This window comes from Allobosea sp. NPDC003192 (assembly GCF_050275675.1).
Taxonomy (GTDB): domain Bacteria; phylum Pseudomonadota; class Alphaproteobacteria; order Rhizobiales; family Beijerinckiaceae; genus Allobosea.
In genome coordinates, this window is record NZ_JBNNPK010000015.1 from 43,299 (window position 1) to 67,005 (window position 23,707).

The window sequence follows — 23,707 nt, forward strand, 5'->3', positions numbered from 1 at the left end:
GAGAAAAACTGTCAGGAGTGCGCAAATAAAGCTTTGCGGATCAATTTGTTGACGACTGACGAAATTCGTCATACTCAACGATGGCGTCCGCAGACGGCCTATAGGAACAAGTCATCAGACCGGGAAGTTGCTCTGGCATGAGCACAGTAGAGCGCGATACAAGGCACGAGATCATCGATGTCGCCGAGCGGTTCTTCCGCCAGATCGGCTATCAGAAGACCACGGTCGCCGACATCGCCAAGTCGCTGCGCATGAGCCCGGCGAATGTCTATCGTTTCTTCGACTCCAAGAAGGCGATCAACGAGGCGGTCGCCGAGCGCTCGATGAGCGAGCTCGAGGCGACGGTTGCCGCGATCGCCGCGGAGAAGCGCCCGGCCGCCGAGCGCCTGCGCGACATCCTGGCCGCGACCTGCCGCATCAACGCGGCCCGCTATCTCGACAATCATCGCCTGCACGAAATGGTCGCCTGCGCCATGGAGGAGAGCTGGGATGTCGTGCGGGGGCATATCGAGCGCTATGACGCGATTCTGCGCCTCGTCGTCGCCGATGGCATCGCCGAGGGCGAGTTCAGCGCCCGCGATCCGGTGACGGCGACGCATTGCGTGCGGATGGCGATGCTGCGCTTCTGCCATCCGCTTCTGCTCGGCCAATGCGCCGAACTTCCCGGCCCGAGCGTCGAGGAGATGATCGACTTCATCCTTGCCGGTTTGGGCGCCGTTCGCTCCGCCGCTTGACCGGCAGCTCCGGTCTGCGTTGACAAGGCGCTGTCGGAGCGGGATACCCCGCCGCGCATGCTGAACCTCTCCAAACAGAGCGCCAAGAAACTCGCCGTCGTCGTCCATGACCTGGCGATGACCGCACTCGCGATCGTCTTCGTCTTCGCGGTGCGCTTCGATGGCTGGCTGTTCGAGGAGCGGATGCGGCAATTGCCGACGATCCTGCCCTTCTTCGTCGCCTATGCCGGCGTGGTCTGCTGGTTCTTCCAGCTCTACCGCTCGAAATGGCGCTTCGCCTCGCTGCCGGACCTGTCGAACATCGTCCGGGCGGTCACGGTCCTGACCCTGACCCTGCTGGTCGTCGACTACATCCTCGTCGCCCCGAACCTCTACGGCTATTTCTTCTTCGGCAAGATCACCATCGTCCTCTATTGGCTGGTGCAGATCGCGCTGCTCGGCGGTCCACGCCTGGCCTATCGCTACTTCAAATACTCCCGCTCCAAGCACCAGGCGGCGCGCGAGGCGACCCTGCCGGCCCTGCTGCTCGGCCGCGGCGTCGACATCGAGATGGTGATCCGCGCCATGGAATCGGGCGCGATGGGCAAGATGCGCCCGGCCGGCATCCTGACGCCGCGCCCGGACGATCTCGGCCAGTCGATCCGGGGCGTGCCGGTGCTCGGCCTGCTTTCGCAGATGGAGACGATCGCGGCCGATGCCGGCGAGCGCGGCGAGCCGTTCCGCCGCATCGTCGCGACACCGAGCGCCCTGTCGCCCGAGGCCGAGCCGGACAAGTGGTTGGCGAAGACGCGCAAGCTCGCCATCCCGATCTCGCGGCTCGATTCGCTCGGCGAGGGCATGCGCGGCAATGAGTTGGCGCCGCTGGAGATCGAGGACCTGCTCGTGCGCCCCTCGGTCAAGATCGACCGCGAGCGCCTCGAGGGCTTCCTCAAGGGCAAGCGCGTCATCGTCACCGGCGGCGGCGGCTCGATCGGCTCCGAGATCTGCCTGCGCTGCGCCGCGTTCGGCGCGGCGGAATTGCTCGTGGTCGAGAATTCCGAGCCGGCGCTGTTCCACGTCACCGAGGCACTGGCGGCCCAGGACCTGCCGATGCGAGTCACCGGCGCGCTCGCCGACGTCCGCGACGAAGCCCGCCTTGGCCCGCTGTTCAAGGCCTTCGCACCCGACATCGTCATCCATGCCGCGGCGCTGAAGCATGTGCCCTATCTCGAGGCGGATTGGGGCGAGGGCATCAAGACCAACATCTTCGGTTCGGTCGTCGCCATCGAGGCGGCGATCGCCGCCGGTGCCGGCATCTTCGTGATGATCTCGACCGACAAGGCGATCGAGCCGGTCTCGATGCTCGGCGCGACCAAGCGCTTCGCCGAGATGTACGCCCAGGCGCGCGACGCCGAGTTCGCCAATGGCAATCGCGGTACGCGTCTTGTCGCAGTTCGCTTCGGCAATGTGCTCGGCTCGGTCGGCTCGGTCGTGCCGAAGTTCAAGGCGCAGATCGAACGGGGCGGGCCGGTCACCGTGACCAGCCCGGAGATGATCCGCTACTTCATGACTATCCGCGAGGCCTGCGACCTCGTGCTGACCTCGGCCTCGCACGCCCCCGAGCACGAGGCGCAGGAGGACCGCGCCGCCGTCTACGTGCTGAAAATGGGCCAGCCGCTGAAGATCATCGATCTCGCCGAGCGGATGATCCGCCTCGCTGGCTACGAGCCGGGCGTCGACATCGAGATCGCCGTCACCGGCGTCAGGCCGGGCGAGCGCCTGAACGAGATTCTCTTCGCCAAGGACGAGCCGATGGCCGAGACCGGGCTCGACGGCGTGATGGCGGCCAAGCCCATCTTCGCCGGCCGCACCCGGATGCAGGGCTGGCTCGACGAGCTCGAGCGGGCACTGGCGGCGCAGGACAGGCTGGGCGCCGAGGCGGTGCTCGAAGCGGCGATCCCCGATTTCAGCCGGCGTCAGTCCGGTGCGCCGCCAGCCGCGCCAGCGCAGCCTTCGTCTCCACAGGCGGCCGCCAGCCAGCTTTGATCAGCGCTGAGGGCGAGGCGACGAGCCCCTTCGCCAGGCGCTCATAGGCGCTGCCACGCCCGGCGAGCCGTGCCGCGAGCGCCAGCAGGGCGGACGGAACAGGGATCAGCCTCGGCCCGCGCCTGAGCCCGGCGCGCATCGCCGCGAGCATCTGCGCGGCCGACAGGGGCTCGGGGTCCGAAACGATGTAGCTGCGCCGCGCCGGGCAGGTTTGCGTCAGCGCGAAAGCGACCGCCTCCGCAAGGTTCTCGATCGCGAGCAGAGAGCGCTTCGCCGAGAGGCCGCCGAGCGGTAGCGGCACGGATAGCCGCGCCAGCTTCACGAGCGCCGCCATATTGGCCTTCACCCCCGGTCCATAGACCAGCACCGGCCGTAGCGCGATCCAGTCGAGATCGAGCTCGGCGAGCCCCTGTTCGGCCGCGAGCTTGGAACGGCCATAGGCATCGGTCGGCGCCGGCGTGTCGGTCTCGCTGAGCGGCTTGTCGCTGACCGGTCCGCTCTGCGCCCGGATCGAGGACAGGAAGACGAAGCGCCGGATGCCGGCCGCCTGTGCAGCCTGCGCCAATTCCAGCGTCGCCTGGGTATTGATCGCCCGGTAGCGCTCTTCGGGGATGGCACCGTCGGCATGGGCAAGCCCAGCGCTGTGGACAACGTGATCGACGCCATCGAGCAGCGGCCGCCAGTCGATCGGCGCGCCGAGATCGCCGATCGCAGCGTGCTCGGCGCCGGGGATGGCTGGCGCCGAGCCGCGGCCTGCCGTCCGCACGCGATAGCCGCGCGCGGCGAGGTCGTGCTGCAGGTGCCGGCCGACAAAGCCGCTCGCGCCGGTGAGCAGGACGCGCTCGCCGCTCACAACCCGGCTCGCTTGCGCGAGAAGCGGCGGAGCAGGGCGCCAGTCAGCGCCAGCGCAGCCAGCAGGCAGGCGAACTGAACCCAGGCCGGCCGGCCGATGCTGAGCGCTGCGAGTGCGATCAGGCCAAGATTAAGCAGGGCGACTTCAGTGACGATCTCGATGACCTTGAAGCCGTTATCGGTCGCCTGCTGATAAAAATGCGAGCGATGCGCCTGCCAGACTTTTTCGCCACGCGCCAGGCGGCGGAAGAGCGTGATCGTGGAATCCATGACGTGGTAGAGCGGCAGGATCAGCGCCGCGGTCAGCGCGCCGGTCCCGGCGAAACGATAGAGCAGATAGGCGCCGATGAGGCCGAGCGGCAGCGATCCGACATCGCCGAGGAAGATGCGCGCCACCGGCTTGTTGAACGGTGCGAAGCCGAGCAGTCCGCCGAGCAGCGCCGCGCCGAGCAGGCCGGTGGCGGGATCGACAATGCCAAAGCTGCCGGCGAGTGCGATCGCCCCGGCCAGTGGCACCAGCCCGGCCAGCGTGATCCAGTCGATTCCGTCCATGAAGTTGACGAGATTGACGAACCAGACGCCGGCGATCAAAGCGAGACTACGCTCGGTCCAGAGCGGCAGCACCTCCGGCAGCAGGCGCATATCCGGCGCGGCGTAGAACACGACGATGCCGACGCAGAGGAATTGCAGCGGCAGGCGCAGGGCCGGCGAGAGCGGCCAGATATCGTCCCAGGCGCCGACCACAGCCAGCAGGGCGGACGCGGTCATGACCAGGACGAGGCCTTGCCGGGCGCCCGCATCCACGGGAACAAGGATCAGCGCCAGCCCCAGCGCTAGGAAGGCGCCGGCGAGCACGGCGATGCCGCCGCCCTGCGGTGTCGGGATGCGATGGCTGGAGCGCGCATTCGGCCGCGCCAGCGCATAGCGCATCATCAGGGGCCGCAGGGCCAGGCACAGCACGAAGGCGAGGCCGGCGGCGAGGGCGATCAGCAGGAGGGGGGCGAAGCGTTCCAAGGCGGGCGGACCATAGCCGTGCCGGGCCTCTTCGCAAGTGGCTCTTGCATCGGCGAGCACAAAAGAAGAACATGACGAGCATGGCCGTCGCCGATTCCGTCCTCAATCCGCCGCCTGCCCGGCCGGACATCACCCGTGCCGTCTGCCGCGGCGCCTCGCGCCATTTGCGCGAGCGCGGCTACGCCATCGTCAAGGAGATGACCTTCGCCAATGGAAGGCGCGGCGACATCGTCGCGCTCTCGCCCTCGGGCGAATTGCTGGTCGTCGAGGTCAAGTCCGGGATCGAGGACTACCGCGTCGACGGCAAATGGCCGGATTACCGCGATTATTGCGACGGCTTCCTCTTTGCGGTCGCTCCGGAATTCCCGCGGGAGATCCTGCCCGAGGATGTCGGCCTGATCGTCGCCGACGCCTTCGGCGGCGAATTGCTGCGCGAGCCGCCGCGCCACCCGCTGGCGCCGGCGCGCCGGAAGATGCTGACCATCGCCTTCGCCAGACTGGCGGCCGGGCGTCTGGCGCTGCTGGAGGATCCCGAGCTCTAACGCGCCGCCCGCTCAGGCAGGACGAGCGCCTTCGGGCCGATGTTCAGGCTGATCTGCAGGCTGTCGGCGATGCGATGGGCGCGGTCGACGAACAGGAACCGGGCCGGGCCGGTGCAGAGCTCGGTGACGGTCTCTTCGAACAGCACGAGCCAGCGCTCGAAATGCTGCATCTCGAGCGGGAGCGGCATATGGATCTGGTGCGGCTTGCCGCGATAGCGCCCGCTCATCAGCGTCACCGACGACCAGAAGTCGCGCAGCTTGGCGAGATGAGCGTCCCAATCGTCGCCGAGCTTGTCGATGAAGATCGGCCCGATCAGCGGGTCCTGGCGCACGCGGCCGTAGAAGGTGTCGACCAGCTCGGCGATCAGCTCTTCCGTGATCCGCTCAGGGAGCGGCCTTTCGCTCATCGGGGCGCGCGTTTGGCGAGGATGCGCTGCAGTGTGCGCCGGTGCATGCCGAGCCGGCGTGCCGTCTCCGAGACATTGCGGCTGCACAGTTCATAGACACGCTGGATATGCTCCCACCGGACGCGGTCCGCCGACATCGGGTTCTCCGGCGGCACCGGGCGGGCGTTCGGTCCGGCGGCGAGCGCCGAATGGATCTCGTCGGCATCGGCCGGCTTGGCCAGGAAATCGTAGGCGCCGAGCTTCACCGCGCTGACCGCGGTCGCGATATTGCCATAGCCGGTCAGGACGACGCCGCGTGCGTCCGGCCGTTTCTCCTTGAGGCGGGCGATCACGTCGAGCCCGTTGCCGTCGCCGAGGCGCAGATCGATGACCGCATAGGCCGGTGCCGCCTCCTCGACCGCAGCGAGCCCGGCCTCGACGGATTCGGCCGTTCGCACCAAATAGCCGCGGCCCTCCATGGCGCGGGCGAGGCGGTTCAGGAACGGCTTGTCGTCGTCGACGAGCAGGAGCGACATGTCCCTGCCAGCATTGTCGGTGACTAGGCCTGTCGTAGGCGCCGTGTCCATCGCCATCATCTCCTGCCTGGCTTCAGCTGCCCGGCTCACTATCCGTTCTATCGATTGCGCGACGCGCTGAAACGCCGCAACGCCTCATTCTGTCGCATATGGGGCCAAAAGCTCCGAGTTTGAAGGTCCGGCGGGCCGATCGTCGCGTTCGAAGACCGCGCGCAGCCAGGTGATGCGGATGCTGGCGCCAGTCGCGGGCAGCGGCAGATTGGAGAATTCCAGCGTCGCGCCGCTGCGCTCCAGCAGCGTCTTGGCGATGAACAGGCCGAGCCCGAGGCCGCCGCCGGCGCGCGATTCCTTGGCGTGCGAGCGCGAGAGATAAGGGTCGCCTGCCCGCATCAGCACCTCGGGCGTGAAGCCCGGCCCGTCATCGGCAATGGTCAGGATGACGGTGGCTTCCGTCCACAATGCGGTGATCGTCACCTTGGAGCGGGCGAAATCGACAGCGTTGTCGACGATGTTGCCGAGACCGTAATTCATGCCGGGATTGCGCCGGCAGACCGGCTCCGGCTTGTCGCCGATCAGCGCGATCTCGAAGGGCACGCCGAAGGGCCGCTGCGGCCCGGCCGCTTCCTCGATGAGCAGGCTGAGCGAGAGCTGGTCGAGCGGCCCGGCATCGTCATCCTGGAGCGAGGTGAGCTTGCCGAGGATGCCGCGGCAGCGCTGGACCTGTTCGCGCAGCAAGGTGATGTCCTCTGCCATCTCGCCTTCGGCCGGGGCGAGGCGCGAGAGCTCGCGGGCGACCAGCGCGATCGTCGCGAGCGGGGTGCCGAGCTCATGCGCGGCCGCGGCGGCGAGGCCGTCGAGCTGCGAGAGATGCTGCTCGCGCGCCAGCACCAGCTCGGTCGCGGCCAGAGCCTCCGACAGGTCGCGCGCCTCCTTGGCGACGCGCCAGGCATAGATGCCGGTAAAGCCGAGGCCGAGCAGAAGGGCGATCCAGTTGCCGAGCTGGTATTGCGGCGGCAGCACCGGCCGCCCTGTCCCGGCCCAGGGCAAGGGCCAATGCAGGACGGTGAGTAGCGTCGCGAGCCCGGCGGCGAGCAGGCCCAGCGCCAGCGTATGGCGCGGCGGCAGCGCCGTCGCCGAGATCATCACCGGCGCCAGGAACAGGATCGCGAATGGGTTCTGCAGGCCCCCGGTGAGATAGAGCAGGGCCGCGAGCTGGAGGATGTCGAAGCCGAGCAGTGCGGTCGCCGCGCCCTGGCCCAGCCGGTGGCTCAGCGGGAAGCGGATGCGCAGGGCGATGTTGAGCCAGGCCGAGACGGCGATGGCGAGGAAGCACCAGCCGAAGGGCAGCGAGAAGCCGAGTCCGAAATGCACGCCGGCGACGGCGATGCTCTGGCCGGCGATCGCCAGCCAGCGCAGGCGCACCAGCGTATCGAGCCGCAAATGGCGCGGCGTGCCGCCCGGGGCGGATGGAACGAGGTCGGTGATCGTCACGGCGCGCAATCTTCGCAATGCCTGACGCGGCCGGGAAGGATGAAACTGTGGCTAATCGGCATCACAAGGAAATCTTAGCCCTTTGGACGATTGAATCAGAACAAATTCTACTTAGGCTGCATCCCCTTGTTGCGCTGCACCGTGAATGCGGCGCTGCGAAAGAGCGAAAGGGCCGCCATGTCGTTCGCCTACCACGCCTATGAGGCGGTTCATATGATGGTCAGCCCGGCGCGGGCCATGTCCGACGCCATGCAGCTCGCCTTCAAGAATCCGGCGAACCCGCTGACCTACACCCCGTTCGGCCGTACGATCGCTGCTTCCTGCGAATTGTTCGAGCGCACCACGCGCCGTTACGGCAAGCCGGCCTTCGGTCTCGACACCACCACGATGAACGGCATCAAGGTCGCGGTCGAGGAGCGGGTTGTCTGGCAGCGCCCCTTCTGCAACCTGATCTATTTCGACCGCCAGATCGAAGGTCGCCGCAAGCCGCAGCCCAAGGTTCTGCTGGTCGCGCCGATGTCCGGCCACTATGCCACGCTGCTGCGCGGTACGGTCGACACCCTCCTGCCCGATCACGAGGTCTACATCACCGACTGGATCGATGCCCGCCTGGTGCCGCTCGCGGCAGGCAGCTTCGACCTCGACGACTATATCGATTACGTCATCGCCATGCTGCAGAAGCTCGGCCCCGATACCCATGTCATGGCCGTCTGCCAGCCTTCCGTGCCGGTGCTCGCCGCGATCGCGCGCATGGAGGCCGAAGGCGATCCCGCTTCGCCGCGCTCGATGACGCTGATGGGCGGGCCGATCGACACCCGCCGCTCGCCGACCGCGGTCAACCAGCTCGCCATGGAGCGCGGCACCGACTGGTTCCGCCGCAACTGCATCACCCGCGTGCCGTTCCCGCATCTCGGCGCCTTCCGCGAGGTCTATCCCGGCTTCATGCAGCTGTCGGGCTTCATGGCGATGAACTTCGATCGCCATCTCACCGCGCATTACGACATGTACAAGCACCTCATCGAGGGCGACGGCGATTCGGCCGAGAAGCACCGCGACTTCTATGACGAGTATCTCGCGGTCATGGACCTGACCGCCGAGTTCTACCTGCAGACGGTCGACACCGTCTTCGTCAAGCACGCTTTGCCCAAGGGCGAGATGATGCATCGCGGCAAGCCGGTCGACCTCAAGGCGATCCGCGGCGTCGCGCTGATGACGGTCGAGGGTGAGAACGACGACATCTCCGGCGTCGGCCAGACCAAGGCGGCGCACGACCTGTGCGTCAATATTCCCGCCGACATGCGGGTCGAGTACCTGCAGAAGGGCGTCGGCCATTACGGCGTCTTCAACGGCTCGCGCTTCCGCTCGGAAATCGCGCCGCGCATCGCTGACTTCATGCTCTCCCTCGACATGAAGGCAGCGAAGGAACGCCGCAACGACACCGCCGAGACGGCGCGCAAGGCACTGAAAGTCGCGGGCTGAGTTAAGCTCAGCCCCCTTCCGCTGTCGCTGCGAATCCCGCACAATCGCCGGGATGCGGTTCTCCCTGTTCAGGCGCCAGCCCGATCCCGACCGGATCGAGGTCGCCCATGCCGGCACGCTCTACCCGGTCACCGTCAGGCGGCGCTCGACGGCGCGTCGGCTGACCTTGCGCGTCTCGCAAGCGACCGGCGAGATCACCTTGACCCTGCCCGAGCGCGTCGACTTCACCACCGGCCGCGTCTTCGCCGAGAATCATGGCGGCTGGATCGCGGCGCGCATGGCCAAGCGTCCGCAGGGCGTCGCCTTCGAGCCCGGTGCGGTCGTGCCGCTGCGCGGCGTCCCGCACCGCATCGTGCATTGGACCAAGGTGCGCGGGGTGACACGCGCTGCGCTCTCGGCCGAGGGCGAGCCGATCATCGCAGTCTGTGGCGAGGCGGCCCATGTCGCGCGCCGGGTCACGGATTTCCTGCGTCGCGAGGCGCTGGCCGACCTGGAGAAGGCGGTACGCACCCATACCGCCGTGCTCGGCATCCCCGCGCGCAAGATCACGCTGCGCGACACCACCAGCCGCTGGGGCTCATGCTCCTCGAAAGGGCATCTCAGCTTCTCCTGGCGCCTGATCCTCGCCCCGGCGCTGGTGCTCGACTATCTCGCCGCCCATGAGGTCGCGCATCTCAGGGAGATGAACCATTCGCACCGCTTCTGGGCGCTGACGCACAAGCTCTGTCCGCGCACCGAGGAAGCGGAGGCCTGGCTCAAGCGCCATGGCGCGAGCCTGCACGGCTATGGCTGAGACGTGAGCATTTTCGAGCGAAGTGGGTACCGGTTCGCGTGAAGAAAATGCGATATCAAAGCTTGCCGGTCGGCACGCCCTCGCGGATGACGCGCGAGAACTCCGGGCTGTCGGGCTTCAGGCTGCGCGCTCGTTCGCCGATATGGCTCAACTTGACCAATTCATCGAGCGGCATGTCCTGCCGCACCGAGCCGATGTCGCGGAGATAGCCGGGCAGATAGCCCGAGAGCAGCACGCGCGGGTCGAGCGGCAGCGAGAATTTCCAGCCGGGCGCGACCTGGCCGACGAGATGATAGACCACGGTGGTGCAGTTGGTCGTCAGCGTGTTGTACCAGCGCGGCTGCTGTGCCAGCCGGTTGATGTCGGCGGCATAGGCGAGCAAGAGGTCGCGCGCCTGCTGCGGCGTGGCGTTGAGCCGGAACAGGCGGGTGTCCTCGCCGCGCGCCTGGGTACGCAGGCCGATCAGGTCGCGCTCGTCGGCGACGACATAGGCCATCTCGTAGTTGCGGAAGAAGCCGGCCAGCGCCGACCATTCCTCGCCCTGTTCGCGCCTGATCTCGATCGAGATCGTCAGCGGCTCGCTGTCGGCGAAGGTGAAGCTGAGCAGGAGATGCGCGATCGCCTCGCCCGACCAGTAGGACAGGAAGAGATCGGCGCCCTGGATGCGCGAGAGATCGTAGCTGCGGGTCTCCCAGCGCTGGTCGTAGTCGCTCTCGGTACGCCAGGTGAAATGGCGCAGATTGGTCACCGTCAGGCGGTTCTCCGCGACGCTCATCTGCGGCAGGCGGGCCAGCTCGGGAATCCAGTTCCGCTCATGCGAAGGCTTCAATCCGGCCCACCAGCCGAGCAGGCCGATGAAGAGCACGGCGAAGGCGAGCGGCAGGCGCGGCGCGCCGCTCCAGATGCCGATGGCGCCGGCAAGTGCGGCGAGGCCGAAGCCGAGCGTGGCAGTGATGCCGATGGCGCCGGGCAGGCGGAAGATCAGGAGCCCGACGCCCCAGGCGGCTGTGCCGAGGACCACGAGCGTCAGCAGGATCTGCAGGAGAACGAAAAAGAGGCGGCTCATCGCCGCCTCTCATAGCATGCAGACATGTGCTGCGTTCAAGCCGCGAGCGAACTTGTCGGCGCGGCCGCCTTCACGGCGTCGTCGACATGGGCTTCGAACTTCGCGAAATTCTCGGCGAACATGCCGATCAGCTTCTTGGCCGTCTCGGCGAAGGCGGCTTTGTCAGCCCAGGTCTTCACGGGATAGAGGATGTGCGGCTCGACACCGGGCACCGAAGTGGGAACGGCGAAACCGAAATAGGGATCCCGGCGGAAATCGGCGCGGTTGAGCGAGCCGTCGAGCGCCGCAGTCAGCAGGCGGCGCGTCACGCGGATCGGCATGCGCCGGCCGGTGCCGTAGCCGCCGCCGGTCCAGCCGGTGTTGACCAGCCAGCAATCGACATGGTGCTTGGCGATGAAGTCGCGCAGCAGATTGGCGTATTCCGACGGATGGCGCGGCAGGAAGGGCGAGCCGAAGCAGGTCGAGAATTCCGGCTGCACGCCGACGAGCCCGCGCTCGGTGCCGGCGACCTTGGCGGTGTAGCCGGAGAGGAAGTGGTACATCGCCTCGGCCGGGGTCAGCTTGGCGATCGGCGGCATCACGCCGAAAGCGTCGGCGGTCAGCATCACGATGTTCTTCGGTGTGCCGGCGCGGCCCGTGCGCGAGGCGTTCGGAATGAAGTCGAGCGGATACGCCGAGCGGGTGTTCTCGGTCTTGCTCTCATTGTCGAAATCGACCTCGCGCGAGATCGGATCCATCACGATGTTCTCGAGCACCGTGCCGAAGCGCTGCGAGGCCGCGAAGATCTGCGGCTCGGCCTCGGCCGAGAGGCGGATGGTCTTGGCGTAGCAGCCACCCTCGAAATTGAAGATGCCCTCCTTCGACCAGCCATGCTCGTCATCGCCGATCAGGGTACGGTCGGGGTCGGCCGAGAGGGTGGTCTTGCCGGTGCCGGAGAGGCCGAAGAAGATCGCCGGGTCGTCCTTGGAGCCGACATTGGCCGAGCAGTGCATCGGCACCACGCCCTTGGCCGGCAGGGTGTAGTTCAGATAGGTGAAGACCGATTTCTTCATCTCGCCGGCATAGGCAGTGCCGCCGATCAGCACGATCTTGCGCGAGAAGTCGATCGCGATGACGGTCTCGCTGCGGCAGCCATGGCGCTTCGGATCGGCCTTGAAGCTCGGCAGGTCGACGATCGTCAATTCGGGCACGTAACCCGCGATCTCGCCGGCCTCGGGCCGGATCAGGAGATTGCGGATGAACAGCGAGTGCCAGGCGAATTCGGTGAAGACCCGCGCCTTGACGCGGTGGGCCGGGTCGGCGCCGCCATAGAGGTCCTGCGCGAACAGCTCCTTGCCCTCGGCGTGCTTGATGAAGTCGCCGAGCAGGGTCTCGAACTGCTCGGAGGAGATCGCGCCGTTGTTCTCCCACCAGACGCTCTTCTCGGTCAGCGCGTCCTTGACGACGAACTTGTCCTTGGGCGAGCGGCCGGTATGGCTGCCGGTATCGGCGCAGAGCGCGCCGCCGCGGGCGATCTGGGACTCACCTCGGGCAAGCGATTGCTCGTAGAGGCGTGCCGCCTCGAAATTCCAGTAGATCGCCTTGAGCCCACGGAAGCCGAATGTATCGGCGCCGTGGTTCGGGTTGACGTGACCGATGGTCTCCACTGGCAATTCCTCCTGCCGAGAAGCCGCCGCCTGATGAAGCCGGCGCCGTGATTGGAGCGGGGGCGGACCCCACTGTGGGCCCGATGGGCCGGTGCAGTGAGGGCTCTTTAGGCGGATGACGACTTCGGCTCAAGTCACGCGGCCGGCTCGCGAATGGCCGCGATGGATTTAAATCGTTTAAAAAATCAGCTGTGGTGAATCGCCGCGCTCAGGCCGCCTCACGGGCCTTGCCGGCGAGGGCGACCAGGGTCTTGCGCAACGCATCCGGCGTCGTCACCGGCTCGTCGAAAGGCAAGCGCAGGGCCTTGTCGCCGAGCATCAGGTCGGCGCCATCTGGATCGACGCCGGAGAGGCGCCAGGCGCCTTCCTCGCCGCCGAGCAGCCTGGTGGCGTAGAGTCCGATCGCGTCGGCATGGTCCTCGTTCATATGCTCGACCGCGCCTTCCTCGGCCTCGATCAGCGCTGCGGCCTGCGAGCAGTCACTGAGCACGTCGCTGGCTTCGAGCTCATAGGCCCGGCCGAAGCCGCCATTCAGGCTGCCGCGTGCGAGCTTCAGCGCTAAGAACGAGAAGTCGGGGAAATCGACATAGAGCGACGCCTTCGGCTGCCGCGCCAGGAAGCGGCGGCGCACGCGTTGGCCGAAATCGCTGTCGCGCTCGACCTTCTCGGCCGTGGCGAGCAGCGTGATCCTGGCATGGGCGAGCGGATCGCCCTTGCCGCCTGGCGCGATCAGCAGCGAGCAGCGGGGATCGGCAATGAGGTTGCCGGTATGACCGGAAAGCGAGGAGACCAGGATGAGCGGCGTGCCGTCGACATCGGTCGCCAGGCTGGTCAGGCTGGCGAAAGGGTGGCCTTCCGGCGTCAATGTCGCCAGGGACGCCGAGCGCGCGCTGCGCAGGAGGCCGCGCGCAAGTCCGCGCGCGCTGGCATCGGTCGGCCTGATCGGATCGGTCGCCATGGCACTTTTCGCCGTCTTAAGGGTTTTCTTGGGCGAGACGTAGCGAAACCGCCTTGGCTTGGCTAGATTGCAGCCTTGCTTTGGCCGTTCTCGCGCGAGAGTGGACCTCTTTGATTGCAACGCCAGGACACGAAGAGCCGGAACAACTTATGCCAACCATTGCGCTGGTCGACGACGACCGTAACATCCTGACCTCGGTTTCGATCGCACTGGAGGCCGAGGGCTATCGCATCCAGACCTATACGGACGGTGCTTCGGCCCTCGATGGGCTCAAGCAGAATCCGCCCGACCTCGCCATCTTCGATATCAAGATGCCGCGCATGGACGGGATGGAGCTGCTGCGCCGCCTGCGTCAGAAATCCGATCTCCCGGTGATCTTCCTGACCTCGAAGGACGAGGAGATCGACGAGCTCTTCGGCCTGAAGATGGGCGCCGACGACTTCATCCGCAAACCCTTCTCGCAGCGCCTGCTGGTCGAGCGGGTCAAGGCGATCTTGCGCCGGGCTGGCGCGCGCGATGCGACCGCAACCGTCCGCACCGAGGACGCCAAGGCACTGGAGCGCGGCCTGCTGCGGATGGATCCGGAGCGCCACACCTGCACCTGGAAGGGTGAGCCGGTGACGCTCACCGTCACCGAATTCCTGATCCTGCAGTCGCTGGCGCAGCGTCCGGGCGTGGTCAAGAGCCGTAACGCGCTGATGGACGCGGCGTATGACGACGAGGTCTATGTCGACGACCGCACCATCGACAGCCACATCAAGCGCCTGCGCAAGAAGTTCAATCAGGTCGATATCGAGTTCGACATGATCGAGACGCTCTACGGCGTCGGCTACCGCTTCAAGGAGACCTGAGAAGCATCCTGGCGCGGCCAGTCATCAGGTTTGCGCACGCGCCGGGACAGGGTATGAGCCGCTCATGGCGACGATCGAACAGGAGGGGGCCCGCCCCGGCGGGCCGCGGACGGGGCTGACGCTGCGCCGCCGCGCCGCCCTGCTCGGCCGGCGCCTGGCGCGTGCAGTCTCGGGCCGGGCTGCGTCGAGCCTGACCCGGCGCATCGTCGTTCTCAATCTCGCCGGCCTCGTCGCCCTCCTCGTCGGCTTCCTCTACCTCAATCAGTTTCGCGAGGGCCTGATCGAGGCGCGGGTGCAGAGCCTTCTGACGCAGGGCGAGATCATCGCCGGCGCCATCGCCGCCTCCGCCACGGTCGAGACCGATACGATCGCGATCGATCCGGACAAGCTGCTGCAGATGCAGGCCGGCGAGAGCGGCGCCATCGCCGAGGACCCGCTCGACTTCTCGATCAACCCGGAGAAGGTCGCCCCGCTGCTGCGTCGGCTGGTGACGCCGACCAAGACACGTGCCCGCATCTACGACAAGGACGGGATGCTGACGCTCGATTCGCGCAACCTTTATTCGCGCGGCGACATCCTGCGGCTCGACCTGCCACGCATCGGCGAGAGCGACGAGCCGCCGCTGCTGGAACGCACCTGGAACATGTTCCGCAACCGGCTCGGCCGGGCCGACGTGCCCGCCTATGACGACTTCGCCAACGCCAACGGCAAGTCCTACACCGAGGTCGCCCGGGCGCTGGCCGGCTCGCCGGCGAGCGTGGTGCGCGTCAATACCCGTGGCGAGACCATTGTCTCGGTGGCGGTGCCGGTGCAGCGCTTCCGGGCCGTGCGCGGTGCGCTGCTGCTCTCGACGCAGGGCGGTGACATCGATGCCGTCATCGCCTCCGAGCGCTATGCCATCTTCCAGGTCTTCGCGGTCGCCGCCGGCGTGATGATCATCCTGTCGGTGCTGCTCGCCGGCACCATCGCCGAGCCGATCCGCAAGCTCGCCGACGCGGCCCAGCGCGTGCGCCGCGGCGTCAAGTCGCGCGAGGAGATCCCGGATTTCTCCAGCCGGCATGACGAGATCGGCCATCTTTCCGGCTCGTTCCGCGAAATGACGCAGGCGCTCTACAACCGCATGGAGGCGATCGAACGCTTCGCCGCCGACGTCGCCCATGAATTGAAGAACCCGCTGACCTCGTTGCGCAGCGCCGTCGAGACCTTGCCGCTGGCCAAAAGCGAGGAATCGCGGGGCCGCCTGCTCGCGGTGATCCGCCACGACGTGAAGCGGCTGGACCGGCTGATCACGGACATTTCCGACGCGTCGCGCCTCGATGCCGAGCTCGCCCGTGACGACGCCGTACCGCTCGACGTCGCCCAGCTCGTCGAGGCGGTCGTCTCGGTCCAGAACCAGATCCGCCGCGAGGGCCAGCCGGTCGTCGAGCTTACGGTCGATCGGCGCGGCCAGCGCCCGGGCGGCGATCCTTTCCGCGTGCTCGGCCACGATTCCCGCCTCGGCCAGGTCTTCGTCAATCTGATCGAGAACGCCCGCTCCTTCTCGCCGGCCGACAAGCCGGTCAAGGTCAAGCTCTCGCGCGTCGCCGGCGATGTGCTGCTCACCGTCGAGGATGACGGCCCCGGCATTCCGCCGCATGCGCTGGAGCGGATCTTCGAGCGCTTCTACACCGACCGGCCGGAGAGTGGCTTCGGCCAGAATTCGGGCCTCGGCCTGTCGATCTCGCGCCAGATCGTCGAAGCCCATCGCGGCACCATCCGGGCCGAGAACCGCTATGCCTCCGAGCAGTCCGAGGGCGAGGACAAGCGGCTCGGCGCCCGCTTCGTCGTGCGCCTGCCGGCGGCGGCGCAGCCGGCATGACCGCAACGCCTCCGCTTCGCCTGCATGCCAGCGCCGTCGTGGTCGGCGAGGCCGGCATCCTGATCCGCGGCCCGTCGGGTGCCGGCAAGTCGAGCCTGGCGCTGGCGTTGATCGGCCTGGCGCGATCACAGGGGCGCTTCGCCCGGCTGGTCGCGGACGATCGGACCGAGATCGCCGCCCGCGCCGGCCGTCTCCTCGCCGCGCCGGTTCCGCCGATCGAGGGCGTGATCGAGCGCCGCGGTCTCGGCCTGACCCCCGAGCCCCATCTCGCAACCGTGGTGATCCGCCTGGTGATCGATTGCGGCGCCGAGCCTGAGCGCATGCCGGAACCCGAAGCGCTGGTCGAGACCATCGTCGGCGTCACCCTGCCGCGGCTGACCCTGCTTCCGAAGGCTGGCGACGAACGTCTGATACTGACCGCACTTGCGCTCTTCGCGGGCTCTGATTGAATTGCCTTCGACGAGTTCGAGACAAGCGCCTTGCCTATCTTTCGCACCTGCCGCATAAACCGCGACCTTGTCCGGGCGCCGATGGGCGCTCTTCGGTGGGACTGAATGATCGGACTCGTGCTTGTCACGCATGGGCACCTGGCGACGGAATTCCGCGCCGCGCTCGAGCATGTCGTTGGCCCGCAAGCCAACCTGGCCACCATCGCCATCGCCCCCGATGACGATATGGAGGGGCGCCGTCGTGACATCATCGCGGCGGTCGAGCAGGTCGAGAACGGCAGCGGCGTCATCGTCCTGACCGACATGTTCGGCGGCACGCCCTCCAATCTCGCCATCTCGGTGATGGAGCCGGGCCGGATCGACGTCGTCGCCGGTATCAACCTGCCGATGCTGATCAAGCTCGCCAGCGTGCGCGAGGAGAAGACTCTCGACGAAGCCGTCAGCAGCGCGCAGGATGCTGGGCGAAAATACATTACGGTCGCCAGTCGCGTTCTCGCGGGCAAATGAGGTTCGGCGTGCAAGGCATGCGCGAGGAAGAGATCGGCGACGAGGATTGCGACTGCAACGAGGTCGAGATTCCGGCCGGCGCCGTCTATGGCGAGTTCCAGATCGTCAACAAGAAGGGCCTGCACGCCCGCGCCACGGCGAAATTCGTGCAATGTGCCAGCCAGTTCGACGCCGACATCACGGTTTCCCGCTGCGGCGAGACGGTCGGTGCCACCTCGATCATGGGAATCCTGACGCTGGGCGCCGGCATCGGCTCGACCATCACCGTGGTCGCCAAGGGCGCCGACGCCAAGGACGCGCTGCAGGCGCTGGGCGCGCTCGTCGCCGACAGATTCGGCGAGGGGGAATAGCTCTCCGACCGTCCTCCCCGGGACGGAGCGCAGCGCAGACCCGGGAATCTCTTTCAGACGAGGTGCCAACGTACCCCCATCGTCACGAGATGCTCGGGGCAAGCCCGAGCATGACGCGCTGTCCAGCTCTGCTTCAGGGTTGATATAAAGACATCTTTATATCTTTGATTGCCTTCTGGCGGCGGCCCTGCTAGAGAGCCGGCCGTCATTCAAAGCACGATCGATTGGAGCGCCCCCGTGTCGAAGCAGGATTACGTCGTCAAGGACATCAGCCTCGCGGATTACGGCCGCAAGGAAATCAACATGGCCCAGGACGAGATGCCGGGCCTGATGGCGATCCGCGCCGAGCACAAGGGCAAGGCCCCGCTCAAGGGCGCCCGCATCGCCGGCTGCCTGCACATGACCATCCAGACCGCCGTGCTGATCGAGACCCTGAAGGAGCTCGGTGCCGACGTCCGCTGGTCGTCCTGCAACATCTTCTCGACCCAGGACCACGCCGCCGCGGCTATCGCCGCCACCGGCACCCCGGTCTTCGCCATCAAGGGCGAGAGCCTGGAGGAGTACTGGGAGTACGTGCTGCGCACCGCGACCTGGGGCGACGGCGGCACGCCGAACATGATTCTCGACGATGGCGGCGACCTGACCATGCTGATCATCCTCGGCGCCGAGGCCGAGGCCGGCAATGCCGCCTTCCTCGACAAGCCCGGCAATGAGGAAGAGACGATCTTCTTCAAGCTGATCAAGCGCCAGCTCAAGGACAATCCGGGTTGGTTCGCCAAGACCCGCGCTGCGATCAAGGGCGTCTCCGAGGAGACCACCACCGGCGTTCACCGTCTCTACGAGCTCGCCAAGGCCAATCGCCTGCCCTTCCCGGCGATCAACGTCAACGACAGCGTCACCAAGTCGAAGTTCGACAACCTCTATGGCTGCCGGGAGTCGCTGGTCGACGCCATCCGCCGCGGCACCGACGTGATGATGTCGGGCAAGGTCGCGGTCGTCGCCGGCTATGGCGACGTGGGCAAGGGCTCGGCTGCTTCGCTGCGCCAGGCCGGCTGCCGCGTCCTCGTCACCGAGATCGACCCGATCTGCGCCCTGCAGGCGGCGATGGAGGGCTACGAGGTCGTCACCATGGAGGAGGCCGCTCCGCGCGCCGACATCTTCTGCACCGCGACCGGCAATCTCGACGTCATCACCGTCGACCATATGCGCGCGATGAAGCACCGCGCCATCGTCTGCAATATCGGCCACTTCGACTCGGAGATTCAGGTCGCCGGCCTGAAGAACTTCAAGTGGGACAACGTCAAGCCGCAGGTCGACGAGATCGAGTTCCCCGACGGCAAGCGCATCATCCTGCTCTCGGAAGGCCGCCTGGTGAACCTCGGCAACGCGACCGGCCACCCGTCCTTCGTGATGTCCTGCTCGTTCTCGAACCAGACCCTGGCCCAGATCGAGCTCTGGAACTACCACAGCAAGTACGAGAACAAGGTCTACACCCTGCCCAAGCACCTCGACGAGAAGGTCGCGGCGCTCCACCTCGCCAAGGTCGGCGCCAAGCTGACCAAGCTCAACGAGGCCCAGGCGAAGTATATTGGCGTCGCGCAGGCCGGCCCGTTCAAGCCGGAACTCTATCGCTACTGACAGGCGCTGCCTGGCCGCTGCGGCCGGCGAAGCGACGCTGCGCCGCCGGAGTCCGCCTCCGGGCCCAGGCGCCACCCAGAAGAAGCCCGGCCTCGTGCCGGGCTTTTTGCATCTGCGGTCGGTTTGCTGCTCCGAGCGCTACTAATAGATGCATTGAGCCGATCGGCATCAACTTGTTGATGCTGATGCGATGAGGCCGAGCGCGGCCGCCGCCATTCGACCTTTACTGTCGATTAAGCACTTCCTGCCGGAGTCCTGCGGTGATTACAGTGGCACTGATTCGGGCTGCCGGCAGACTTTGCACGCGGCGTCCGGTTTCGTGCAGCGGTGGCTTTGCGAGTTGCGGGCGTGGGTCCTTCGAGGGAGCCATGGCCGGCTGCCGCGTTGATGAGATCCCGCCGATGAGGGCCGGATCACGGGCCTGGAACAGGACGGATGCGAGAATGAGACGGGCAAGGCAGGTCGGGCGGGAGATGAACGGAGCGGTCCGCTTCCTTCTGCCCGGGCTTGCCGGCGTCGCGCCGGCTCCCGCTCTCGCGCAGGCCGAGGCGCTGTTGCCCTTGCGGCCCGACTGGCTCAGTGCCGGCGGCCTTTCGCTGATCTTCGTCGGGCTCGTCGTCTTCGCTACCACCACCTCGATCCTCTATGTTCGCGAGCGCTCGCGTTGGACGAGGCGGGAAGGCGAGCTGGCAGCCGGCCTGGAGGCGACGCGAGGCCATCAGGAACGGCTCAGCGCCCTGCTCGCGACGGACCGGCAGGTCGTTCTGAGCTGGGATGGGCCGAAGGCGAGCCCGATGGTCGAGGGCGATAGCGGCTTCCTCGGCATAGGTGGCTCCGCCCCGGCGCTGGCTTATGGCACCTGGGCGCCGCCGGCCGAGGCCAAGCGCCTCGAGCTTGCGACCGAAGCCCTCAAGGAGCGCGGCGAGGCCTTCGCCTTCACCTTCAAGGCCAAGGCCGGACGTTTTGTCGATGCGGAGGGGCGGCCGGTCGCCGGCCGCGCCGTGATCCGCCTGCGCGAGGTCGGCGGCGAGCGGGCCAGGGCGCTGGCGCTGGAGGACGAGCTCGGCAAGCTCGCCAGCGACCATGCCGCGCTCACGACCTTGCTCGCCGGCGTGCCTCAGCCGGTCTGGATGCGCGCGACCGACGGCCGCCTGACCTGGGTCAACGCGGCCTATGCCCGAGCCGTCGAGGCCGCCGACGGCCAGCAGGCCGTCACCGCCGGGCTCGACCTATTCGACCGCAGCGAGCGCGAGGCCGCCGCCAAGGCTCGCAAGGACGGCCGCGTCTTCCAGCTCCGCGCCCCTGTCGTCATGGCCGGCCAGCGCCGGATCGTCGACATCATGGAGACGCCGACGCCGTCCGGCTATGCCGGCATCGCCACCGATATGAGCGAGCTGGAGGCGGTCCGCGCCGATCTGCAGCGCCAGATGGACGCGCATGTGCGCACCCTCGACCGGCTGAAGACCGGCGTCGCCGTCTTCGACGCCTCGCAGCGCCTGGTCTATCGCAACAGCGGCTACGAGGCGCTCTGGTCGCTCGATTCCGGCTTCCTCGATTCGAGCCCCGGCGATGGCGAGATCCTCGATCGGCTGCGCACCGAACGGCGCCTGCCCGAGCTCGGCGACTACCGGACCTGGAAGGCCCAGGTCCACGCCGCCTATACCGCGACCCGCGCCAGCGAGGACTGGTGGTATCTGCCGGACGGGCGCACCGTCCATGTCGTCGCCAGCCCGAACCCGCAGGGCGGCGTCACTTATCTGTTCGACGACGAGACCGAGCGCTTCACTTTGGAATCGCGTTTCAACGCGCTGTCGCGCACCCAGCGCGAGACGCTCGACTCGCTGCGTGAGGGCGTCGCCGTGTTCGGTTCGGACGGACGCCTCAAGCTCTCCAACCCGGCCTTCGCCCAGCTCTGGAAGCTCTCGCCCGAGCGTGCCGCCGCGGCGCCGCATATCGACGAGGTCGTGACCCTGAGCCGGCCGCTCTTCCCGGACGACGCCGTCTGGACGGAGATCCGCAGCGCGGTCGCCGGCGTGCGCGATGCGCGTGAGGACTATCGCTGCCATATGGAGCGTCGCGACGGCACGGTGCTCGACTGCACCGCCGCGCCGCTGCCCGACGGCGCGACATTGATCACCTTCGCCGACGTCACCGCCGGCGTGAACGTCGAGCGCGCGCTGACCGAGCGCAACGACGCCCTGGAACGCGTCTCGCGGCTGCGCGAGGAGTTCGTCCACCACGTCTCCTACGAACTGCGCTCGCCGCTGACCAACATCATCGGCTTCGCGCAATTGCTCGGCGAGGAGACCGTCGGTGCGCTCAACGACAAGCAGCGCGACTATGCCGGCCACATCGTCCGCTCGTCGGGCGCGTTGCTCGCCATCATCAACGACATTCTCGACCTCGCCTCGATCGATAATGGTGCGCTCGCCCTCGATCTCGAGGAGGTCGATGTCGCCAAGAGCATCGCCCAGGCCGCGACCGGGCTGCAGGATCGCCTCGCCGACAGCAAGCTCAGGCTGCAGGTCGACATCGCGCCCCAGACCGGCCCCTTGCGCGCCGATCCCAAGCGCCTGCGCCAGATCCTCTTCAACCTGCTCTCCAACGCAATCGGCTTCTCGCAGCCCGGCCAGACCATCCGCGTCAGCGCCGGCCGCTTCGGCGGCGAGATTCGCATCACCGTCGCCGACGAGGGCCGCGGCATCCCGGACGAGGTCAAGGAGAAGGTGTTCGACCGCTTCGAGAGCCATTCGCTGGGATCACGCCATCGCGGCGTCGGGCTCGGCCTGTCGATGGTCCGCTCGATCGTCGAGCTGCATGGCGGCCGGGTCGAGCTGGATTCCGCGCTGGGCCAGGGCACGCGCGTCACCGCCGTCTTTCCGCCTGAGGGCATGCGCATCTCGGACGCTGCCGAATGAGCGACGAAGCCGCGCGTGCGGGCACGCATACCGTCATCCTGCCGGACGAGGCCGCGACGGCGCGGCTGGCTGAGGACATCGCCGATATCCTCAAGACCGGCGACATCGTCGCGCTCTCCGGCCATCTCGGCGCCGGCAAGTCGCTGCTGGCCCGGGCCATGCTGCGCCGCCTCGCTGATGATGCGGCTCTGGAAGCGCCGAGCCCGACCTTCACGCTGGTGCAGAGCTATGACAGTCCGCGCGGGCTCCTGCTCCACGCCGATCTCTACCGCGTCCGTTCTCCCGACGAGCTCGACGATATCGGGCTGATCGAGGATCTCGATCTCGCCGTCACCATCGTCGAATGGCCCGATCGCGCCGGCACGCGCCTGCCCGCGGGAAGGCGGCTCGACATCGTGCTGGAGGTCGATCCCGAAAATCCAGAGCAGGGCCGGATCGCGACGCTCTCCGGCGGCGTGCTTTGGCGCCAGCGGCTGTCGCTCGCGATCGGCGCCCGCCGCCTGATCGACGAGGCCGGCTGGAGCGAAGCGAAGCGCGAATTCATGCTCGGCGATGCCTCCAGCCGTGCCTATGAACGCTTGATCAGGCCCTCCGGCGAGACCGCGATCCTGATGATCTCGCCGCCGCGCCCGGACGGGCCGGCGATCCGCCAGGGCAAGCCCTACAGCGCCATCGCCCATCTCGCGGAGTCCGTCGACGCCTTCGTCGCCATGGACAAGGGTTTGCGCTCGCTCGGCCTCTCAGCCCCGGAAATCCTGGCGCAGGACCTCGTCACCGGCCTGCTGATCATCGAGGACCTGGGCGCCGAGCCGGTGGTCGGCTCGGATGGGCCGATCCCCGACCGATACGAGGCCGCCGCACGCCTGCTTGCTGAACTGCACCGGCATGCCTTGCCAACCATCCTGCCGGTTGCGGAGGCACGCGACCATGTCCTGCCGGACTATGATCGCGAGGCGCTCGCCATCGAGACCGAGCTGGTGCTCGACTGGTATGCCCCGCACATTGCCGGGGTCACCCTACCGGCGGTGACGCGGGCCGAGTTCAGCCGCATCTGGGAGAAGCTCTTCGACGAACTCTTCGAGACGCCGGCGACCTGGACCTTGCGCGATTATCACTCGCCGAACCTGCTCTGGTTGCCCGATCGCGTCGGCCATGCCCGGCTCGGCCTGATCGATTTCCAGGATTCCGTGCTCGGCCACCCCGCCTATGACCTCGTCTCGCTCGGCCAGGACGCCCGTGTCGACGTGCCGGCGGCGCTGGAACTGCGCCTGCTCGCCGCCTATGCCGGGGCGCGGCGCGGCACCGATGCGGGATTCGACCTGGCGGGCTTCGCCCGCGCCTATGCGATCCTCGGCGCCCAGCGCAACACCAAGATCGCCGGCATCTTCGCCCGGCTCGATCGCCGCGATGGCAAGCCCGGCTATCTCAAGCATTTGCCGCGGATCGAGGCCTATCTCCGCCGCAACCTCGAACAGCCGGCGCTCGCCGAGTTGAAGGCCTGGTACGAGACCTATCTGCCTAAGCTCTATGCCGGGCAGGAGAAACCGGGTGTGAACGCTGAGGCCGGCCCCGCGGAGCAGGACCGGCCCGAGCAAGATGAGGGCTGAGCCGGGC

Annotated in this window: 21 protein-coding genes; 13 read left to right on the plus strand and 8 right to left on the minus strand. The window is 67.4% G+C overall.

Going from position 1 to position 23,707, the window contains the following annotated elements; genetic code table 11:
* Positions 1-137 precede the first annotated feature (137 nt).
* A complete protein-coding gene (locus tag ACQKLX_RS19635) occupies positions 138-734 on the plus strand; it encodes a TetR/AcrR family transcriptional regulator (protein ID WP_427363244.1) in 597 nt (198 codons plus the stop codon).
* Between the two features lie 57 nt (positions 735-791).
* Positions 792-2,759: an SDR family NAD(P)-dependent oxidoreductase gene (locus tag ACQKLX_RS19640; RefSeq protein ID WP_427363245.1), complete on the plus strand. Its 1,968-nt coding sequence runs from the start codon at positions 792-794 to the stop codon at positions 2,757-2,759.
* On the opposite strand, the gene ACQKLX_RS19645 is transcribed toward ACQKLX_RS19640, so the two are convergent.
* Positions 2,680-3,612, minus strand: a complete 933-nt coding sequence (locus ACQKLX_RS19645) for an NAD-dependent epimerase/dehydratase family protein (RefSeq protein ID WP_427363246.1) — start codon at positions 3,610-3,612, stop codon at positions 2,680-2,682. The genes ACQKLX_RS19640 and ACQKLX_RS19645 overlap by 80 nt on opposite strands.
* Positions 3,609-4,625, minus strand: coding sequence for an MraY family glycosyltransferase (locus tag ACQKLX_RS19650; protein ID WP_427363247.1), 1,017 nt, complete (start codon positions 4,623-4,625; stop codon positions 3,609-3,611). Before ACQKLX_RS19650 ends, ACQKLX_RS19645 begins: the two co-directional genes overlap by 4 nt.
* A gap of 71 nt (positions 4,626-4,696) precedes the next feature.
* On the opposite strand from ACQKLX_RS19650, the gene mmcB reads away from it, so the two are divergent.
* The gene (mmcB, locus tag ACQKLX_RS19655) at positions 4,697-5,167 is read left to right on the plus strand and encodes a DNA repair putative endonuclease MmcB (RefSeq protein ID WP_427363248.1); all 471 of its coding nucleotides are present in this window, start codon (positions 4,697-4,699) and stop codon (positions 5,165-5,167) included.
* On the opposite strand, the gene ACQKLX_RS19660 is transcribed toward mmcB, so the two are convergent.
* The 3 genes from ACQKLX_RS19660 to ACQKLX_RS19670 all read right to left on the minus strand — a co-directional run bounded on the left by ACQKLX_RS19660 (position 5,164) and on the right by ACQKLX_RS19670 (position 7,574).
* Positions 5,164-5,574, minus strand: a complete 411-nt coding sequence (locus ACQKLX_RS19660) for a group III truncated hemoglobin (protein WP_427363249.1) — start codon at positions 5,572-5,574, stop codon at positions 5,164-5,166. The genes mmcB and ACQKLX_RS19660 overlap by 4 nt on opposite strands.
* Entirely contained in the window at positions 5,571-6,146 is a 576-nt protein-coding gene (locus ACQKLX_RS19665; RefSeq protein WP_427363352.1) for an ActR/PrrA/RegA family redox response regulator transcription factor, read from the minus strand. The genes ACQKLX_RS19660 and ACQKLX_RS19665 overlap by 4 nt, the downstream gene beginning before the upstream one ends.
* Positions 6,147-6,224: 78 nt before the next feature.
* Positions 6,225-7,574 carry an ActS/PrrB/RegB family redox-sensitive histidine kinase gene (locus ACQKLX_RS19670; protein WP_427363353.1) on the minus strand — a complete coding sequence of 450 codons (1,350 nt, stop codon included), beginning with the start codon at positions 7,572-7,574 and terminating at the stop codon, positions 6,225-6,227.
* Between the two features lie 183 nt (positions 7,575-7,757).
* Here ACQKLX_RS19670 and ACQKLX_RS19675 point away from each other — a divergent pair, with 183 nt between their 5' ends.
* Together ACQKLX_RS19675 and ACQKLX_RS19680 are read left to right on the plus strand one after the other, a co-directional pair.
* Positions 7,758-9,059: a polyhydroxyalkanoate depolymerase gene (locus tag ACQKLX_RS19675; RefSeq protein WP_427363250.1), complete on the plus strand. Its 1,302-nt coding sequence runs from the start codon at positions 7,758-7,760 to the stop codon at positions 9,057-9,059.
* Between the two features lie 52 nt (positions 9,060-9,111).
* The gene (locus ACQKLX_RS19680; RefSeq protein ID WP_427363251.1) at positions 9,112-9,852 is read left to right on the plus strand and encodes a M48 family metallopeptidase; all 741 of its coding nucleotides are present in this window, start codon (positions 9,112-9,114) and stop codon (positions 9,850-9,852) included.
* Positions 9,853-9,907: 55 nt separating this feature from the next.
* On the opposite strand, the gene ACQKLX_RS19685 is transcribed toward ACQKLX_RS19680, so the two are convergent.
* The 3 genes from ACQKLX_RS19685 to ACQKLX_RS19695 all read right to left on the minus strand — a co-directional run bounded on the left by ACQKLX_RS19685 (position 9,908) and on the right by ACQKLX_RS19695 (position 13,522).
* Positions 9,908-10,918 carry an Lnb N-terminal periplasmic domain-containing protein gene (locus ACQKLX_RS19685; RefSeq protein ID WP_427363252.1) on the minus strand — a complete coding sequence of 337 codons (1,011 nt, stop codon included), beginning with the start codon at positions 10,916-10,918 and terminating at the stop codon, positions 9,908-9,910.
* Between the two features lie 35 nt (positions 10,919-10,953).
* Entirely contained in the window at positions 10,954-12,564 is a 1,611-nt protein-coding gene (locus tag ACQKLX_RS19690) for a phosphoenolpyruvate carboxykinase (protein WP_427363253.1), read from the minus strand.
* A 208-nt stretch (positions 12,565-12,772) separates the two neighbouring features.
* Complete coding sequence (locus tag ACQKLX_RS19695) at positions 12,773-13,522, minus strand: HugZ family pyridoxamine 5'-phosphate oxidase (protein WP_427363254.1); 750 nt, start codon at positions 13,520-13,522, stop codon at positions 12,773-12,775.
* Positions 13,523-13,671: 149 nt separating this feature from the next.
* Between ACQKLX_RS19695 and ACQKLX_RS19700 the strand changes: the two genes are divergently transcribed.
* The 8 genes from ACQKLX_RS19700 to tsaE all read left to right on the plus strand — a co-directional run bounded on the left by ACQKLX_RS19700 (position 13,672) and on the right by tsaE (position 23,700).
* The gene (locus ACQKLX_RS19700; protein ID WP_427363255.1) at positions 13,672-14,373 is read left to right on the plus strand and encodes a response regulator transcription factor; all 702 of its coding nucleotides are present in this window, start codon (positions 13,672-13,674) and stop codon (positions 14,371-14,373) included.
* A 64-nt stretch (positions 14,374-14,437) separates the two neighbouring features.
* Positions 14,438-16,231 (plus strand): stimulus-sensing domain-containing protein, encoded by a 1,794-nt coding sequence (locus ACQKLX_RS19705; protein WP_427363256.1) that lies wholly within the window; start codon positions 14,438-14,440, stop codon positions 16,229-16,231.
* Positions 16,228-16,680, plus strand: coding sequence for an HPr kinase/phosphorylase (locus tag ACQKLX_RS19710; protein WP_427363257.1), 453 nt, complete (start codon positions 16,228-16,230; stop codon positions 16,678-16,680). The genes ACQKLX_RS19705 and ACQKLX_RS19710 overlap by 4 nt, the downstream gene beginning before the upstream one ends.
* A gap of 105 nt (positions 16,681-16,785) precedes the next feature.
* Positions 16,786-17,187, plus strand: coding sequence for a PTS sugar transporter subunit IIA (locus ACQKLX_RS19715; protein ID WP_137883100.1), 402 nt, complete (start codon positions 16,786-16,788; stop codon positions 17,185-17,187).
* A 17-nt stretch (positions 17,188-17,204) separates the two neighbouring features.
* Positions 17,205-17,537, plus strand: coding sequence for an HPr family phosphocarrier protein (locus ACQKLX_RS19720; RefSeq protein ID WP_427363354.1), 333 nt, complete (start codon positions 17,205-17,207; stop codon positions 17,535-17,537).
* 237 nt (positions 17,538-17,774) lie between these two features.
* Positions 17,775-19,175 (plus strand): adenosylhomocysteinase, encoded by a 1,401-nt coding sequence (ahcY, locus tag ACQKLX_RS19725; protein ID WP_427363258.1) that lies wholly within the window; start codon positions 17,775-17,777, stop codon positions 19,173-19,175.
* 443 nt (positions 19,176-19,618) lie between these two features.
* A complete protein-coding gene (locus ACQKLX_RS19730; protein WP_427363259.1) occupies positions 19,619-22,093 on the plus strand; it encodes a sensor histidine kinase in 2,475 nt (824 codons plus the stop codon).
* Positions 22,090-23,700 carry a tRNA (adenosine(37)-N6)-threonylcarbamoyltransferase complex ATPase subunit type 1 TsaE gene (gene tsaE, locus ACQKLX_RS19735; protein ID WP_427363260.1) on the plus strand — a complete coding sequence of 537 codons (1,611 nt, stop codon included), beginning with the start codon at positions 22,090-22,092 and terminating at the stop codon, positions 23,698-23,700. Before ACQKLX_RS19730 ends, tsaE begins: the two co-directional genes overlap by 4 nt.
* Positions 23,701-23,707 lie beyond the last annotated feature (7 nt).

What these genes read in the sequence shown, in the direction of transcription:
- ACQKLX_RS19635 (WP_427363244.1), top strand. Translation starts at nt 138, where the DNA reads ATGAGCACAGTAGAGCGCGATACAAGGCACGAGATCATCGATGTCGCC.
- ACQKLX_RS19640 (WP_427363245.1), top strand. Translation starts at nt 792, where the DNA reads ATGCTGAACCTCTCCAAACAGAGCGCCAAGAAACTCGCCGTCGTCGTC.
- mmcB (WP_427363248.1), top strand. Translation starts at nt 4,697, where the DNA reads ATGACGAGCATGGCCGTCGCCGATTCCGTCCTCAATCCGCCGCCTGCC.
- ACQKLX_RS19660 (WP_427363249.1), bottom strand. Translation starts at nt 5,574, where the DNA reads ATGAGCGAAAGGCCGCTCCCTGAGCGGATCACGGAAGAGCTGATCGCC.
- ACQKLX_RS19665 (WP_427363352.1), bottom strand. Translation starts at nt 6,146, where the DNA reads ATGGCGATGGACACGGCGCCTACGACAGGCCTAGTCACCGACAATGCT.
- ACQKLX_RS19675 (WP_427363250.1), top strand. Translation starts at nt 7,758, where the DNA reads ATGTCGTTCGCCTACCACGCCTATGAGGCGGTTCATATGATGGTCAGC.
- ACQKLX_RS19680 (WP_427363251.1), top strand. Translation starts at nt 9,112, where the DNA reads ATGCGGTTCTCCCTGTTCAGGCGCCAGCCCGATCCCGACCGGATCGAG.
- ACQKLX_RS19685 (WP_427363252.1), bottom strand. Translation starts at nt 10,918, where the DNA reads ATGAGCCGCCTCTTTTTCGTTCTCCTGCAGATCCTGCTGACGCTCGTG.
- ACQKLX_RS19695 (WP_427363254.1), bottom strand. Translation starts at nt 13,522, where the DNA reads ATGGCGACCGATCCGATCAGGCCGACCGATGCCAGCGCGCGCGGACTT.
- ACQKLX_RS19700 (WP_427363255.1), top strand. Translation starts at nt 13,672, where the DNA reads ATGCCAACCATTGCGCTGGTCGACGACGACCGTAACATCCTGACCTCG.
- ACQKLX_RS19705 (WP_427363256.1), top strand. Translation starts at nt 14,438, where the DNA reads ATGGCGACGATCGAACAGGAGGGGGCCCGCCCCGGCGGGCCGCGGACG.
- ACQKLX_RS19710 (WP_427363257.1), top strand. Translation starts at nt 16,228, where the DNA reads ATGACCGCAACGCCTCCGCTTCGCCTGCATGCCAGCGCCGTCGTGGTC.
- ACQKLX_RS19715 (WP_137883100.1), top strand. Translation starts at nt 16,786, where the DNA reads ATGATCGGACTCGTGCTTGTCACGCATGGGCACCTGGCGACGGAATTC.
- ACQKLX_RS19720 (WP_427363354.1), top strand. Translation starts at nt 17,205, where the DNA reads ATGCGCGAGGAAGAGATCGGCGACGAGGATTGCGACTGCAACGAGGTC.
- ACQKLX_RS19730 (WP_427363259.1), top strand. Translation starts at nt 19,619, where the DNA reads ATGAGACGGGCAAGGCAGGTCGGGCGGGAGATGAACGGAGCGGTCCGC.
- tsaE (WP_427363260.1), top strand. Translation starts at nt 22,090, where the DNA reads ATGAGCGACGAAGCCGCGCGTGCGGGCACGCATACCGTCATCCTGCCG.